Consider the following 16,564-nt stretch of genomic DNA (forward strand, 5'->3'; position numbering starts at 1 on the left):
ACACCGCTACCCCGCTGTTTAAAGCTTATGTTCTACTTGGCAATGATAATCACCTACCAGAAAAGCCCGTTTTGCTACTAGGGGGAAATTCCGAGGAGGGAAAGACTACCGCAAGTACCTGAGCCGAGCAAATATTCAAGCCCCTAGACCGCCCCCACCCAATTTAAGTGTGCTTAAACCAACTGTCTTGGATCGCAGAGTGAATAATTATAGAGCTTTGTTCCAGCGCGGTAAGATAAGCGGGAAAGCCCTCAGACACATCATTATAGTCGCTCCCCTTGGCGACCGTATTCACCAATTTAGTCAATGCGTTAATAACCGTCTCGTTACCCGGCAATAACTCTGCGGATTCACGCATTCTCAACAAGCCACAGGCAACCGAACGAGGAAATAGCGTGTCTTCCAGTAAAAAGCGCGCTGCGTCATCACCATTAACCGCTACTTTCATGGTGCGCCGGTAAGGCATGGTGGCATTCAGGGTCCCCAATACGCTACCCCACACCACGTCCAGCACATGGTTGGTGTCATTCTCTATAAAATCGCTAGACATACTCGCGCCCGCTTCCAAGATACGAATAGTCATATCGGCGCGCTCAAGGCTGCGTCCTAAGTTCAAAAAATGCCAAGCGGCATCTCGGCGCATCGTGTCTGCAATCAAACCGTTAATTTGCTGACAGGTTTTAACAATTTGCTCAAGAAATTCATGACGATAACGACGATTTAAGCCCTGAGCCATGTTTTCATTAACAAAAATCTGAAACTCATTCACCAGCTCCCAGCTCTCTGGAGGCAACATATCTCGGGTGGTGCGAATATTTTCCCGCACCATACGCAGCGACGAGGCCAATGAACTGGGGTTACTAAGGTCCTCTAATAAGAATTTCACTACCCGCTTTTCGTCTTGTACGGAAAAACGGCGGTTATATTCAGCGTGGCTGCCGCTTGCAATAACCAAGTTATGCCAGCTAATCCCGGTATTCTGAGGTAAATCAAAGAGTAAGCCGGTATAAACCTGAATAAGCCGCGCCATACTCTCTACACGCTCTAGGTAGCGACCAAACCAATACACTCGTTCTGCAACGCGCGACAACATCATGACTTCACCTCCCGTTCAGCCACAATCCAAGTATCTTTACTGCCACCACCCTGCGAGGAGTTGACGACCAATGAGCCCTTTACTAAGGCAACGCGCGTCAGCCCGCCGGTCGTCACATCTAGCCCTTTTCCTTGTAAAACAAATGGTCGCAAATCGAGATGGCGTGGTTCAGCAACGCCAGGCCCAGTTAAGACTGGCGCGGTGGATAACTTTAGCGTTGGCTGGGCAATGTAATTGCGTGGGTTTGCAACCACCAATTTCCGAAATTCCTCGTGATCCTTTTTGGTCGCATGGGGCCCTACCATCATGCCGTAACCACCCGACTCATTAGCGGGTTTTACAACCAGCTGCTCAATATTGGCCAAGACATATTTCAGTTGTTCGGGATCATCGCAAAGATAGGTTTCGACATTGGGTAAAATCGCCTCTTCGCCAAGATAGTATTCAATCATTTTAGGCACGTAAGCGTAGACCACTTTGTCGTCAGCCACCCCGGCTCCCGGCGCATTGACCAGCGCTACATTGCCCGCCCGCCAAGCCCGCATTAAACCCGCCACACCCAAAATAGAATCTGGATGAAACACCTCAGGGTCCAAAAACAAGTCATCAATACGGCGATAAATAACATCGACCCGCTCAAGACCAGAAATCGATTTCATGTAAACGCAGTCGTCGTCATCGACAAATAAATCGCTGCCCTCAACGAGCTCAACGCCTAGCTGTTGGGCTAAATACGCGTGTTCAAAATAAGCGGAGTTGTAGATGCCGGGGGTTAGAATCACAATTTCAGGTTGACGCACACGGCGCGGCGAAACCGAGGCCAACATATTAAAGAGCTTAGTCGAATAATCGTCGACTGGCAGAATGATATTGGTTTCAAAAAACTCGGGCAGCACCCGCTTGCTGACCTCCCGATTTTCCAACATATAGGCCACCCCGGAAGGCACCCGCAGATTGTCTTCTAATACATAGAACTTACCGTCCGCATCACGCACCAAATCGCAACCGCAAATATGTGCCCACACCCCTTTAGGTGGATTTATACCAACACATTCTGGCCGAAAATTCTTTGAGTCTTTAATTAAATAGGCAGGCAATACGCCGTCTTTGAAAATGCGCTGTTTGTGGTACACATCGTTAATAAACATATTAAGGGCTTTAACCCGCTGCTTAAGCCCTTTCGCAGTGTGCGCCCATTCTTCTGCGCTAATCACGCGGGGAATCAAATCAAATGGCCAAGTACGGTCGATGTTCTCGCCATCTGAATACACGGTAAAACTTACGCCCATATCCCGCACGGTGCTCTCTGCAGCCACCCTGCGACTCTCGAGTTCTTCAGCACTCAAATCACCCAAAAGTTTGGCGATCTTCCGGCTCACCGGACGCGCTTTGCCCTTATTGTTAATCATTTCGTCAAAAAAATCGGTCGACGGATAGCGACTCCAGTCTATTCCATCAGCCCCTTCGTGTTTCTTCTCACTCATACGCATCGTATCCAAAACATTGTAAACACGTAGCCACTACTAAAACGCGCCATCACGGTGCAGTCTTAGCTCCTGCTCGGCCACACCAAGGAGCAAAACCAATATAAAGTCATAGACTTGCCCCATTAACTTACATAGTACTTAGCAATAGCTAAGCCAAGTCGCACAGCAATGGGGATTACTCAAGGCCTGTTCACCATCATAGCTTCTAATTAGCGATTTGCTGCTATCTAAGCTCTACTCAGACCATTTATTTGAGCAAAAAAAACCTCCTGCACGCGAAGTGAAGAAGGTTTTTATGGCGTAGCCATTGCTTAGCGGGTATTAAAGGCTTGGTTCACAGCAATAAACGTCGAATATCTGCAAGTACGGTGCCCATAAAGGTGAAAAACCGGCCAGCGTCCACCCCGTTAATTGCGCGGTGGTCATAAGACAGCGACACAGGCAGCATTTTTTTGGGTACGAATTCGCTGCCGTTCCACACTGGTTTAACTGCCAACTTAGACACACCCATAATGGCCACCTCGGGGGCATTGATGATTGGTGTAAAACCGGTACCACCAATGCTGCCGAGACTAGAAATAGTAAAGCAGCCACCTTGCATATCTGCGGGTTTAAGCTTGCGATCCTTGGCCTTTTGCGCCAACTCCGCAGTTTCTGCAGCCAAATCCCACAGCGACTTTTTATCTACATCCCGAATCACCGGCACCACCAAGCCCGCGGGTGTATCAACAGCAATACCAATATTGATGTATTTTTTATACACCATGTTTTCGCCGTCGGCGCTGAGCGAAGCATTAAACTTAGGGTGTGCCTGCAAGGCCACTGCAGCGGCTTTGAGCAAAAACGGCAGCGGAGTCAATTTTACGCCACGCTGTTCAGCATCACGCTTTAAGCCAGTGCGAAAATCTTCTAACTCACTAATGTCCACCTCATCAAACTGAGTCACATGAGGCAAATTCACCCAGCTGCGATGCATATTGAGCGCGGTGAGCTTGTGCAATTTCGTTAATGGCTGAATATCGATTTCACCAAACTGGCTAAAGTCGATGTCGGGAATTGATGGCAGCCCTGCGCCACTAGAACCCGCGCCACTCGCCTTGCCCTGTGCCAAGTCTTTAACAAATTGTTGCACATCCTCTTTGAGAATTCGGCCTTTAGGCCCTGTTCCCGTCATTTGCTCAAGCTCTAAACCAAACTCCCGCGCCAGTTTTCGAACCGCAGGGCCGGCGTAAACATCGGCGTGACTCGTTACCGTCGGCTCAGGCTTCGCAGCCGGTGCCGCCGAAGCTGGCGAACTCGCAACCGGCGGTGTAGACGTTTCTTTTTCTGGTGCTGATGCCTCCACCTTGGCGTCGCTTACATCCCCAGTAGCATCAATCTCTCGCTCTATTTCGGCAATCTCTGCGCCCACTTTAGCGCTGTCACCCACCTTCATGACAATTTTGGTGATCTTGCCACTATACGGTGACGGCACTTCCATCGACGCCTTATCTGACTCCAAGACAAGCAGCGAGTCACCTTCACTGATGACATCACCAACCGCAACACACACTTCGATGACATCAATGCCGTCGCTGCTGCCCACATCTGGGACTTTAATCATTTCCCGTGCCGAGCTTTTTTCCTGCTTCGCTGGCTGGGCCGGCTCTGCCGCCGGAGCTGTTTTTTCAGGGGCGGCTGACGCAGCGGGAGCCGCCTGGTCCTTCGCGTCAGGCTTTGCATCCTCAGTCTCAGCCTCAACCTCAACCTCAAGTTCAAGAATTGCGTCACCGGCTTCGACAGTCGCCCCCTCTTTGAGGCTAATGCTTAAAACCTTGCCCGCCATGGGTGACGGAATCTCCATTGACGCTTTATCTGATTCCAAAACCACGAGCGAATCTTCTTTGGCGACCACATCGCCCACTGCCACACACACCTCAATAACATCAACACTGCCGCCACCGAGGTCAGGAATTTTTACCGTTTCTTTAGCCACAAAAAAATCCTTCTCTATAAATTAGCGATAAAGCGGGTTGGCTTTTTCAGTATCAATACCAAAGGCCTTAATAGCCTTGCTGACCACACTTAATGCGATCAAGCCATCATCGGCCAGCGCTTTGAGCGCAGCCACCACAATATAATTACGATCAACCTCAAAATGTGCGCGCAGTTTGGCGCGGGTATCTGAGCGGCCGTAACCGTCAGTACCCAAAACTACGTAGCGCGATTCAATATAGGGTCGCAATTGCTCGCCATACGATTTGATATAGTCAGTAGCGCATATTACCGGCCCCTGGCGACCGCGAAGCTGCTGCGTTACGTATGGCAGCTTGGCGTCACTCTCGGGATGCAACATATTCCAGCGTTCGCAATCCAAACCGTCACGGCGCAGCAAGTTGATACTCGTCGCGCTCCACACGTCGGCTTCTACTTTATAATCAGCTTTTAATATCTCTGCCGCCGCTTCAACCTCGCGCAAGATAGTGCCGCTGCCCATGAGCTGAACTTTCAGTTTCGGCTTTTTCATCGCGCTGGGCGCCAGGCAATACAAACCTTTGATTATGCCCTCGGCACTGTCTTCCGGCATATCTGGATGAGCGTAATTCTCATTCATCACCGTTACATAATAGAAGACATTCTCTTTGTCTTGATACATACGGCGCATGCCGTCTTGAATAATTACCGCCAACTCATGAGAGTAAGTCGGGTCATACGACACACAGTTAGGTATCATATTCGCCATTAAATGACTGTGACCATCTTGGTGCTGCAGCCCTTCGCCGTTCAGGGTAGTTCGCCCCGCCGTTGCGCCTAACAAAAAGCCCCGCGCCTGGGAATCGCCGGCTGCCCATGCCAAATCCATAATTCGCTGAAAGCCGAACATAGAGTAGAAAATATAAAAGGGAATCATTGGGTAGTGATGATTACTATAAGAGGTCGCCGCCGCCAACCACGCAGAGAACGCGCCCGCTTCGGTAATTCCCTCTTCCAAAATCTGACCTTGCTTGTCTTCTTTGTAATACATAATCTGGTCAGAATCATGAGGGGTGTAACGCTGGCCCTGAGAAGAGTAGATACCCAGCTGACGGAACATACCTTCCATGCCAAAGGTTCGCGCTTCATCCGGCACGATAGGCACGATACGAGAACCAATCTCTTTGTCTTTCACTAAGCTCGACAGCATTCGCACAAAGGCCATGGTCGAGGAAATTTCACGTTTGCCGGTGGCCTTTAGCTGAGCACTAAAGCTGTCGAGCTCAGGAATTTTCAGAGCCTCAAAATCAGCCTGACGCGCAGGCAGAAACCCACCGAGTTTTTCGCGACGCTTACGCATATAGACCATCTCTGGGCTATCTTCAGCGGGGCGGTAATAGGGAACAGATTTCAGGTCCTCATCACTGATGGGCACACCGAAACGATCGCGGAACTTTTTGAGCTCTTCTACGCCCAGCTTTTTCACTGAGTGCGTTTCGTTCTGAGCCTCTCCGCCTTCGCCCAAGCCGTAACCTTTTACGGTCATTGCCAGCACGACCGTAGGCCGCCCCTTGGTTTCCATGGCCTTGGCATAGGCTGCGTAGACTTTATAGGGGTCGTGGCCGCCGCGATTCAAATACATAATATCGTCGTCAGACAGGTCTTTAACCAATTCCAGTAGTTCTGGGTATTTGCCAAAGAAATGCTCACGGGTATAGGCGCCGCCATTGGCCTTATAGTTTTGCAATTCACCATCGACGACTTCATTCATACGCCGACGCAGTAAACCGGTTTTGTCTTTTTCCAGCAATTTATCCCAATGGCGACCCCAAATTACCTTGACCACATTCCAGCCAGCGCCACGGAATACGCCTTCTAATTCCTGAATAATTTTACCGTTACCGCGCACAGGGCCGTCGAGACGCTGCAAATTACAGTTCACTACAAATACTAAGTTATCTAAGCCTTCGCGGCCCGCCAACGCGATTGAACCTAATGATTCCGGCTCATCGCTCTCACCGTCGCCCATAAAGCACCACACTTTACGGTCACCGTGATCCACCAAACCGCGGCTGTGCTGATACTTCATTACATGCGCTTGGTAAATAGCCTGTATCGGGCCAAGCCCCATACTCACGGTAGGAAATTGCCAGTAATCAGGCATCAGCCATGGATGTGGGTATGAGGACAGACCGCCACCGTCGACTTCACGACGGAAATTGTCGAGCTGGGTTTCGTCAATACGTCCTTCAAGATAGGAGCGCGCATACATACCAGGGGAGCTATGGCCCTGATAATAAATTAAATCCGCTTTTTCGCCGCCGCGGAAGAAATAGTTAAAACCCACATCGTAAAGTGTCGCCGACGAGGAAAAGCTGGAGATATGGCCACCCAAGCCTTCATTATTGTCGTTCGCACGCATCACCATTGCCAGCGCATTCCAACGAATCATCGAGCGAATTTTACGCTCCATAAATAAGTCGCCGGGCATGCGCCGTTCGTCGCTAGGTTCAATGGTGTTGCGAAAGGACGTGGTTATTGCGGACGGCAGTTGAGTACCGGCGCGGGCAGCGTGTTTGGCCAACCGCTTCATCAAAAACGCGGTGCGGGCCCGGCCACCGTTTTTCAACACACCATCAAGGGCTTCGAGCCATTCTTGAGTTTCTTGGGGGTCTAGGTCTTCGCGCAAATCGTGGTCTTGATACATACACAGTCCTTAGCAGTACAGTGGGCTGTCCAGACCAGCAAGCGTCAAGCTTGGAAGTGTTCCGTTTACAACTGGCGCACCACAGAGCGATCAGCTCAAGGTGTTTGAATTCTGCCCGTTGGTGACGGTTATCACCTGGCCCGGCTGGGCTAAACGTCGGCCTTTTGAGCCAGCGAATACCCTCATAATTGGATTTATTTGTCCCCCGACAGTCGGTTTACGACTATCGAGGGCAAGAGATTTTTACAGTTTAGCCACCATAAATCAACAAAATGCTGATATTTATTATATGAATAAAATGTGACGAAACCATCAAAAACAATGACATACCTAGATCATTTAAACGAATAAGCCGGTAACTTAGCTTTAAATTTCTCGGCACTTTCTACCCGTTTGCCCTCTGGCAGGCGATTCGGCCACTTACCCGCCGCGTACAATAATAAGCCTCGCTGCGACGTCGCGCTCAAGTCGCGCCTAGCCGCGGCCAACCAATCGTCGTAACTCAGCGCATTTAAGGCCTGAACTAACTGCTCCCGGCTATCAAATTCCGGGTAATTTTCGAGTAAATCCTGCCAATGCCGACCAGCGGCCTCCCACAGATTCTCAGGCTGCTCCGCTAGGCGCTTGAGCAAGCTCGCCTTGTGCTGGCGAAAAGTTGCTTCGTCAATTCCGGCTGCCAACCAGTCTTTCACATACTGGTTAATTTCTGTTTGCAGCGTAGCCGCATCAACAACAGAGGATTGCACTAAAAAGATCAAACCGCCCACTTCGCGCTGAGGATAAACGCTTGCGCTAACCACGTAACCCAACTGTTTGCGGGTACGCAATTGGTGATAAAAATCAGCGCTTAACATTTGCGCAGTTAAACCCATCACCACCCTCGCGTGCTTACCCGTTTCTGCGCTCTGCAAATAGAGCAAAGCCGCGCTGTCATCGTGCTCAGCGGCGATTTCTCGCAGCGTGCTTGTCTCGGCCAAATGACTAATATGCTGTATTGGCTTAGCCGACGAAGCGTTGACGGGCAAAGCCTTTGTAACAAGTTTAGCTATTTTTTGCGCATCTGCCTGATCGAAATTACCGTCGAGCAACATCCGCAACTGAACCGACTCCAATACGGCCTTTGCATGCGCGGCTACCCCCGCCATTGTCAGCTTTCGGGTCGCCGCCTCATGAGCCGCCAATCCGGGATTTTCATGATTCAACATCCGCGGCAGCTCTGCAATCAGCTGTTGATAGGGTGATTGCTTAACGGCATTTTCAAACTGACGCAGGCGCTGGGCCTGTAAGCGTGCAAAGCGGTTCTCCTGCCATGCTGGTGATTTTAAGGCCGCCAATATTTGCGCCAACAACTCACCTTGTTTCTGGTTAAAGCCACCAATACTAATTTCAATGCCGCGCCAATCGACATCCAGGTCAAAATCCAGGCCCGCTAACTGCGCAGGGTAGGTCAACTCATTGAGCTGGTCCTTAACCATTCGCAGCCACATCTCAGTCTTGGCCAAGGACTCTGCATCACTACTGGCTTTATCTGTTGCTAACTGCAGATACAATTTTGCCTTTGGCAGTTCGAATATATCGTCGGTATTCAACCACAGTTCAAGGGGTGCGGCGCTAGGCACAGGAACGGGCTTGCTCTCGCCTCGACCGCTTTTCAAACTAAAATCACTGGCAACAAAATTATTCTTCGCAGGCAATGTTAAAGCCTTGGACGATCCCGACGCCCAAGCGGCTAACTCGCCCTGGGTGACGGGTCGCTTGCTATAGCCCACCTGATAACGGGGAATATCAATGGTCGGTTTTACCCCCGGCGCCACTAGAGTAATAAAGCTATTGTCCGGTCGCATCGCGGCGAGGAACTCAGCCAGCAATTCAGGCTGGTAATCGTCCATTAAATACGGTGCCCGCATTACCTCGGCCGCAGGGTATTTATGCATGGCCATCGACAATTGCACCACGTCGTTTATCGGCGCTGGCTGCGCGCGAAACAAAAAGCCCTGAATTGCCAAGCCTGCCTGCTCAGTAAAGCGCCAACGCTCAACGCCTTGCGCTCGCAGTTGCGCAATATTTTGGTATATGAGTGCGACTATCTCATCGGCGTGTTTTAGACCCACCTCGGTGAGCGCAACCTCAATTCCAAACATCGCGCCGCCCTGGTAATTCAAACTTTCACCAGCGCTCAAACCATCGGCCCAACCCTTGCTTTTAAGCACGGCCAGCAAGCTGCCCTCACCTTCGTGACCAAGGATATTGCCAATGTAATTTAACGGCTTGCTGCGCCAGTGGGGCTCGGCATCTGGCACGGGGAAATTTACTGACAATGAGCGACGATTCTGTACAGGTTGAATATTGATCCAACGCGGCAAGTCACCAGCCTTAAAGAGAGGCTCAATAATTGCGTCAAGCTGACGCTCGCGATTGGCAACACCACTGAACTTAGGCCGCACCATCGCTTCAAGCTCGTCCAACGATTCGCGACCAATGACCGTTAAAGCCATAATATTGGCTGAGTAATTGCGCTGATAGAACGCTAACAACTGCTCGCGCAGCGCCGCCTCATTATCGCTGTGTAAGGTCTGTAAATTACCCACTGAAAATTTTGCAAAGGGGTGCGCTGGATTAACTTGGGCCTTAAAGACCGCCAACTCTCGACGGCGATCATCTTTAATCCTTGCTCGGTATTCCGAATTCACTGCATTGACTTCCCGGCCCACATACTCCGCATTAAACAGTGGCGCAACAAAAAACTGAGCAAACTGGTCTAGCGCTGGCTCAAGCGAGTCGGCACTGATATCGAAGAAATAATTAGTATCTTCAAAACTTGTAAACGCATTATGACTACCGCCATGAGCGGTAATGAACGCCTGATACGAACCAGCCTCCGGGTATTTTTCGGTTCCCAGAAATAACATATGTTCTAAAAAATGTGCCAAGCCTTGGTAATTCTCAGGATCTTGCCGACTGCCCACATTTACATCCAAAGAGGCAGCTGCCTTATCCGCTCCGGCATCAGATATCAAGAGCACTTTTAAACCGTTTTCCAGCACCGTATAGCGATATGCCCGTTGATCGCCAGGGGGTTTGGCTACCGCCGCAGACTCCCCTGCAATGCCAAATTTGGCATTGTTTAAGCCGACACCCTCCAACCAAGCACAGGCTGAAAGTTGCAACACAAAGAGGAACACAAACGTCGATTTCAAATAGTTCACAAAGCATCCTTATTAATAAAACAAATTCGCGACACAGGTAAAATTAGTCTGCAACGGGTGCTTTCGCGGCAGAGGGCTGGCGCACAGGTCGAGGCCAAGCATAAATAATCGCCTTAACCAAGGTCGCCAAGGGAATGGCGAAAAATACGCCCCAAATACCCCACAAACCGCCAAATACTAATACCGCCACGATAATGGCGACCGGGTGCATATTAACGGCTTCAGAAAACAACAACGGTACCAAGACATTACCATCTAGACCCTGAATTACGCTGTAGACCATAAAGAGCGTGAAAAACTCGCCCCCCCAGCCCCACTGAATATAACCCACCAGCAACACCGGCAAGGTCACAACAGCCGCGCCAATATAGGGGATCACCACCGACAGCCCCACTAACAATGCCAATAGAGCGGGGTAATTAAGGCCTATTACTTCAAAGCAGATATAAGACACCACGCCAACAATAACGATTTCCACCGCCTTGCCCCGCACATAATTGGCGACCTGCACATTCATCTCCGACCAAACTGCGCTCAGCAAGGGCCGATGATTTGGCAGAAAACTCGCCAACCAGCTCAAAATCGTCGCCTTATCCTTTAAAAAGAAAAACACCAAAATTGGAATTAAGACGATATTAATCATCAAGCCCAGCAAATTGGGCAGCTGCGCAATTGAAAAGCTCAGTAAATATTGACCGACCGACCCCAGCTCTTTAGTGGCGATTGCCATCCACTCGCGAATTTGTTGCTCGGTAAACAGCTCGGAGCGCTCCGGCAGTACCAGCAATACGTGCTGGAGCTTGCGAAGCATGGTTGGCAATTCCTGAAACAAATTAATCAGCTGCTGCCAAACCAGTGGTAACAAGACGACCAGCACGCCAAAAAAAACACTGACAAAAACCGTATAAGCCACCGCGACGGCCAACCACTGGGGCGCGCCAACGCGACTTAAGCGCGCAATAATGCCCTGCATCATAAAAGCCAACACAATGCTCGCCACAATGGGCACCAGCACATTGCCAAGGCTTAACATCATCACGAGTACGGCGACGATTAACAGCAGCAGGACTACTGTCTCCTCTTCCGCAAACAAGCGATCAAACCACGAGCGAACAATACCCAGCATGAAGCAATCCTTTATGAATGATAACGGGGAGTGAAAGGCCTATTTCTTTCTGAACAAGTAACGATAGCTAGCATCCTGCTCTTCGCTGAGTAGCAAGGTATGGCCACTTTGCTTGGCAAACACCTCAAAATCCCGCCAAGAACCAACATCGGTGGCGAGCACCTCAAGTACCTGACCTGCAGCCATGCGGTTAAGCGCCTGTTTAGCTTTTAACAAGGGCAGCGGACAATCTAAGCCGCTGGCGTCTAAATAGATATCAATATGCGTCATAGGCTCAATGTGTAAAATCGAATTTTCACTAGTATAGCCTGCTCACCTAAATGGCCCAAGCAAGGGAATCGCTGTAGCACACCAGCAGCGCGTTTGGGGCAGAAATTCCCTAGCACTTTTAATGAATAATGAGGTCATAGACACTGCGCTCTTGTATTATCAAGGGCCATGTCGTGTTTCTCCGTTAGAGTGACTAAGGATTTTCTGTGTTTAAACGTGCCTTCGGTATCAGCCTTATTGCGTTCGGCAGCCTTGTATTTGCCGACAACAGTCCCCGCGACAACCTTCCTGATTTAGGCGATGTCACCGCCTCACGCTACTCAGCCCAACAAGAACACGACTTGGGCAGGATGTGGCTGAAAATGTTCCGTAATAGCGTAAAAACAGTTAACGATCCATTGATGCAAGACTATGTTGAGGGTCTGCTCTACCGTCTCGCCTCCCACAGCGAACTAAAAGACCGCCGCCTTGAGACGGTGATCGTCGACAACGCCACCATCAACGCCTTTGCTGTTCCCGGCGGAGTCATTGGCGTACACAATGGCATATTTCTTTATACCGACAACGAAGCGCAATTAGCTGGGGTACTCGCCCACGAAATTGCCCACCTCAGCCAGCGGCACTTTAGTCGCTCAATGGACAATGCCAAGCAAAGCACCATACCCACCCTAGCGGGTTTATTGGCCGGAGTGGTGCTAGCCGCAACCACAGGTGCCGATGCTGGTATTGCAGCGATAACCGCCACCCAAGCCGCCGCCCTAGACAGCCAACTGCGTTTTAGCCGCCAACACGAACAAGAAGCCGATCGCCTCGGCATGGAAACGCTGTCTAAAGCCAATATGGACCCGAATGGCATTCCCTCCATGTTCGTCAACATGAATGCCAATAGGCGCTACGCCCGCTCTAAACCACCAGAATTTCTGCTGACCCACCCACTCACCGACAGCCGGATTAGCGACAGCGCCAATCGCGCTCGCCAATACCCTAGGCAGGTCTATACCGACAATCTAAATTTCCAATTAATGCGAATGCGAGCGGCCCTACAGCACAGCAAGAACCCAGAAGACCTACTTAAAAATTGGCAAGATGACAGTGGCGTGAACGGGGAAGCGCGCCGCTACGGCGCGGTTATCGCCTTAATTGCACTCAATCGCTGGCAAGAAGCCGACGAGCAGCTCGCCGCCCTGCTCAAAGACGACGGCAGCCGCATCGCTTATCAATTGGCCAAAGCCGACATCCTCGTAGGCCAAAAGCGCTATGGCGACGCCATTCGTTTGTTGCAAAGCCAGCTGGCGATCGTCCCCAACAACAATCCCTACACGGTAAAATTGGCGGAAGTATTACAGCTCGACAACCAGTTTGATGAAGCCGACAAGGTGCTGAGCCTGCAATCCAGACAGCGACCAAACGACCCTAATCTGTGGTACCAATTGGCAGAAGTGCGCGGTTTGGCGGGCAATATTCTCGGTGTGCACATCGCCCGCGCCGAGTATTTTATTTTGCAGGCGCAATTTGAGCGGGCAAAAATGCAGCTACGCTATGCCTATGAATTAACGGTGAGCAATAAAATTCAACAAGGTCGCATCAAACAACGACTAAGAGATATTGCCGATATGGAAGAAAAACTGAAAAACCTCTGAGGGATTCACAAATCCAATGGGCTTTTACGCGCAGTTAAAGCCCATAAGCGCTATACTTCGCGGCATATCACTAAAACGGCCGCACCATGAAATTACTTATTCGCAACCTCAACCGCACCACCACCGAAGCTGAGCTACTTGACCTGTTCGAAGCCTACGGCGCGGTACAATCGCTACAACTCGTCAGAGACGAAGACGCTAATCTGTCGAAGGGATTTGGTTTTGTTAATATGCCGAAAGCCGGTGAAGCCAAGGTGGCAATGCAAAACCTTAACGGGAAAATTATTGGCGGCTTTAAAATCCGCGTAAAAAGGGCTGAAGACCGTGTTGAAGAAACTGCGAGCGATGAGCTTGACGATACGCAAGCGCCTGACACCGACCGCAATGACTGAAAAAGCGGCCAATACCTCGGCCACACAAAAGGCATCGCCAACCGCTAAAGACCCCATGCACGGCATGACCTTAGAAATGATCCTTATCCAGCTCGAACAACAATTCGGCTGGGAAGAATTGGGTCGCCGAATCAAAATAAAGTGTTTTACCGACAACCCCAGCGTGGCCTCTAGCCTCAAATTTTTACGTCGCACCCCCTGGGCGCGGCAAAAAGTAGAAGCGCTGTATATTCGGAGTCAACGTTCGCCGCGAAAGGCCTAAGATCAGGAGCCGTAAGCCCGTCGCTACCGACACATTACTCCCGCTTAAGTTAGCTAAGCACCACGCCCCGGCTTAATGCCGCAAGCACCCAATATAGACTCCTGCCTACGCAGGAGTGACGAACTATATAGAGCAGTCGCACAGCAGTAAATCTGCATTCAACATCAAGTTATAGCTGCGCAGTCAGCTAGCCATGTAAGCGCAGGCCTGCACCTACATCGCCCTTAAATCGCCTGCAGGGTCACTGGTACGCCGTTCAATACCGCATTGCCCGACAATTCATCGAGATGCATTTCATCAGTCAGATCATTCACGCTAACTCCCGCGTGGGCCTCAGCTTCCAGCCACTGGGTGCCACTGCGGTGATGCCCCCAACCGTGGGGAATACTCACTACGCCAAGCATCATCTCGTCACTAATCGCCGCCGCCAATTCAATGCTGCCCACCCGCGAGCTAACCCGCAGCTGCTGCCCATCTTGAATATTAAGATGCCGCGCATCTTCAGGATTTATTAAAACAGTGCAGCGATCCTTACCTTTGACTAAGCGATGGCTATTGTGTAACCAAGAGTTATTACTGCGCACATCCCGCCGTCCAATAAGCAAAAGCTTGTCACCCCCGGTATCGCGATTAAAGAAACGAGTGTTCACTCTCGCGAGGTCTTTCAAGAAAAACGCCGGTTCGAGGTGCACCTTACGATCCGCATGGTGGCTAATCGCCCCAGAGGCCGGTTTTAGTGCCCCTAAATCCACACCGTGGGGTGATTTCTTTAACTTACTCAAGCTAAGCCCCGCAAATGGATTTTTACCGCCACCATAGGGCCCTTTGCGCAGTAAGACATTGAGTAGGCCCGATGGGCCCATACGTCGCATGGTATTGCGGGCAAGCTTTTCCTTGATGCTATGAGCAGGCTGCAAGCGGTCCCGCAGACCGAGCAATATTTCCCAGTCGTGACGACCGTCTTTGGGCCGGGGGAACAGCGCCTCGGCATAGCGCGCGTTATTACGCACCGCCAGCACATTAAAGGTCACATCGTAGTGTTCGCGCTCCAGCGGGCTCACTGGCGGTAAAATAAAATCCGCGTGGCGACTACTTTCATTGATATAAAAATCGACAGCCACCAGCAAATCTAACTTCTCAAAGGCGCGATCAAGCTGCTCGCCATTGGGGGTCGACAACACCGGATTCCCGGCGATCAACATCATGCCCTTGATCTGCCCCGCGCCCGGCGTGGTGATTTCCTCAGCAAGTGTTGCTACTGGCAACTCACCATTAAATTCAGGCAGGCCCCGCACTCTGCTGTGGTAGCGGCCCATATGCCCACGGCCACTCTGCGCTAAAATATCAACAGCGGGCTTGGTAAACATCAGTCCACCAACGCTGTCGAGGCGCCCAGTCAGAATATTGAAAAGCATAATCAGATACTGGGTTAAAGTGCCAAACTCTTGAACAGACACACCTAAACGCCCATACATAACCGGCTTGGACGCCGCGCAAAAATCATGCACCATGCTACGAATAACCTCAGCGGACATTCCCGTCAGCGGCGCAATCTTTTCAGGGCTAAACTCCGCAAAGCTCGCCGCCAAGTCAGCGGGATCTTGGTCTAGGTACTCAGTTATACTACCCGTGTTGACCAAACCCTCTGTAAACAAGACATTGAGCATTGCGAGCAACACCAAAACATCACTGCCTGGTCGCACAAAATGATGTGCGTCGGCGAGTTCTGCCGTCGCAGTGCGACGGGGGTCAACGACCACCAACTTACCCCGTTTACGCACATCTTTAAGGCGCTGTTTAACATCCGCAACACTCATTATGCTGCCGTTAGACGCCAAGGGGTTTGCACCGAACATCAAAAAATGGTCAGTATTATCAATATCTGGCACGGGAATCCGTAACTGATGCCCAAACAGCTTCCAGCACACAATATGGTGAGGCAGCTGGTCGACCGACGTCGCCGAGAACTTGTTTTTGGTCTTCAAGGCTCGCAATAAGCCGCCACTCATCAGAATTGAGCCGGTGTTATGAACATTGGGGTTGCCTAAGTACACACCGAAGGCGTCGTTGCCGTGCTCGGCCTGCAGGCTGGCAATTCGCGCCGCCACTTTATCCAGCGCGTCGTCCCAGCTCAGCTCCTGCCACTCGCCATCCACTTTATGCAAGGGCCGACGAATACGGTCGGGATCTTCATATAAGTCTTTGAGGGCAATCGCTTTGGGGCAAATATGGCCGCGACTAAAGCTGTCGTCTTCATCGCCTTTTATTGAGGTAATAACGCCGTCGTCAACCTTGATGGCAATGCCACACATGGCTTCACATAAATTGCAGGTGCGGAAATGGGTTTTGCTGGCGGACATACTCATACCCTCTTATTGTTGAGATGGGGAAAAGCTTAGTCCAGCGATGTTAGCAGCGATTACAC

At 50.7% G+C, this 16,564-nt stretch carries 11 protein-coding genes; 3 read left to right on the top strand and 8 right to left on the bottom strand.

The window, feature by feature from the left end:
• Positions 1-163: 163 nt before the first annotated feature.
• The 7 genes from AZF00_RS11455 to AZF00_RS11485 form a co-directional block, all read right to left on the bottom strand.
• Positions 164-1,096 carry an alpha-E domain-containing protein gene (locus AZF00_RS11455; RefSeq protein WP_062383809.1) on the bottom strand — a complete coding sequence of 311 codons (933 nt, stop codon included), beginning with the start codon at positions 1,094-1,096 and terminating at the stop codon, positions 164-166.
• Positions 1,093-2,580: a circularly permuted type 2 ATP-grasp protein gene (locus AZF00_RS11460; protein ID WP_008249254.1), complete on the bottom strand. Its 1,488-nt coding sequence runs from the start codon at positions 2,578-2,580 to the stop codon at positions 1,093-1,095. Before AZF00_RS11460 ends, AZF00_RS11455 begins: the two co-directional genes overlap by 4 nt.
• Positions 2,581-2,917: 337 nt before the next feature.
• Positions 2,918-4,558 (bottom strand): dihydrolipoyllysine-residue acetyltransferase, encoded by a 1,641-nt coding sequence (gene aceF, locus AZF00_RS11465; protein ID WP_008249253.1) that lies wholly within the window; start codon positions 4,556-4,558, stop codon positions 2,918-2,920.
• Positions 4,559-4,579: 21 nt separating this feature from the next.
• The gene (gene aceE / locus AZF00_RS11470) at positions 4,580-7,225 is read right to left on the bottom strand and encodes a pyruvate dehydrogenase (acetyl-transferring), homodimeric type (RefSeq protein ID WP_040803441.1); all 2,646 of its coding nucleotides are present in this window, start codon (positions 7,223-7,225) and stop codon (positions 4,580-4,582) included.
• Positions 7,226-7,578: 353 nt separating this feature from the next.
• On the bottom strand, positions 7,579-10,449 hold the full coding sequence (locus AZF00_RS11475; RefSeq protein WP_062383812.1) for an insulinase family protein: 2,871 nt from the start codon (positions 10,447-10,449) through the stop codon (positions 7,579-7,581).
• Between the two features lie 43 nt (positions 10,450-10,492).
• Positions 10,493-11,575, bottom strand: coding sequence for an AI-2E family transporter (locus AZF00_RS11480; RefSeq protein WP_008249247.1), 1,083 nt, complete (start codon positions 11,573-11,575; stop codon positions 10,493-10,495).
• A 39-nt stretch (positions 11,576-11,614) separates the two neighbouring features.
• Positions 11,615-11,845, bottom strand: coding sequence for a sulfurtransferase TusA family protein (locus tag AZF00_RS11485; protein WP_008249245.1), 231 nt, complete (start codon positions 11,843-11,845; stop codon positions 11,615-11,617).
• A 206-nt stretch (positions 11,846-12,051) separates the two neighbouring features.
• Here AZF00_RS11485 and AZF00_RS11490 point away from each other — a divergent pair, with 206 nt between their 5' ends.
• The 3 genes from AZF00_RS11490 (at position 12,052) to AZF00_RS11500 (ending at position 14,139) form a co-directional block, all read left to right on the top strand.
• A complete protein-coding gene (locus AZF00_RS11490; RefSeq protein ID WP_008249243.1) occupies positions 12,052-13,485 on the top strand; it encodes a M48 family metalloprotease in 1,434 nt (477 codons plus the stop codon).
• Positions 13,486-13,571: 86 nt separating this feature from the next.
• Positions 13,572-13,877, top strand: coding sequence for an RNA recognition motif domain-containing protein (locus AZF00_RS11495; RefSeq protein ID WP_008249240.1), 306 nt, complete (start codon positions 13,572-13,574; stop codon positions 13,875-13,877).
• The gene (locus tag AZF00_RS11500) at positions 13,831-14,139 is read left to right on the top strand and encodes a VF530 family protein (RefSeq protein ID WP_231856154.1); all 309 of its coding nucleotides are present in this window, start codon (positions 13,831-13,833) and stop codon (positions 14,137-14,139) included. Before AZF00_RS11495 ends, AZF00_RS11500 begins: the two co-directional genes overlap by 47 nt.
• Before the next feature lie 224 nt (positions 14,140-14,363).
• Here the strand turns inward: AZF00_RS11500 and AZF00_RS11505 are convergent, their stop codons facing one another.
• Positions 14,364-16,499, bottom strand: a complete 2,136-nt coding sequence (locus AZF00_RS11505) for a molybdopterin oxidoreductase family protein (RefSeq protein WP_008249235.1) — start codon at positions 16,497-16,499, stop codon at positions 14,364-14,366.
• Positions 16,500-16,564: the final 65 nt, after the last annotated feature.

The organism is Zhongshania aliphaticivorans (assembly GCF_001586255.1).
GTDB lineage: Bacteria > Pseudomonadota > Gammaproteobacteria > Pseudomonadales > Spongiibacteraceae > Spongiibacter > Spongiibacter aliphaticivorans.

Excerpts from the sequence above, each read along its gene's own strand:
- AZF00_RS11455 (WP_062383809.1), bottom strand. The coding sequence starts at position 1,096 with ATGATGTTGTCGCGCGTTGCAGAACGAGTGTATTGGTTTGGTCGCTAC.
- AZF00_RS11460 (WP_008249254.1), bottom strand. The coding sequence starts at position 2,580 with ATGAGTGAGAAGAAACACGAAGGGGCTGATGGAATAGACTGGAGTCGC.
- AZF00_RS11480 (WP_008249247.1), bottom strand. The coding sequence starts at position 11,575 with ATGCTGGGTATTGTTCGCTCGTGGTTTGATCGCTTGTTTGCGGAAGAG.
- AZF00_RS11485 (WP_008249245.1), bottom strand. The coding sequence starts at position 11,845 with ATGACGCATATTGATATCTATTTAGACGCCAGCGGCTTAGATTGTCCG.
- AZF00_RS11495 (WP_008249240.1), top strand. The coding sequence starts at position 13,572 with ATGAAATTACTTATTCGCAACCTCAACCGCACCACCACCGAAGCTGAG.
- AZF00_RS11500 (WP_231856154.1), top strand. The coding sequence starts at position 13,831 with ATGAGCTTGACGATACGCAAGCGCCTGACACCGACCGCAATGACTGAA.
- AZF00_RS11505 (WP_008249235.1), bottom strand. The coding sequence starts at position 16,499 with ATGTCCGCCAGCAAAACCCATTTCCGCACCTGCAATTTATGTGAAGCC.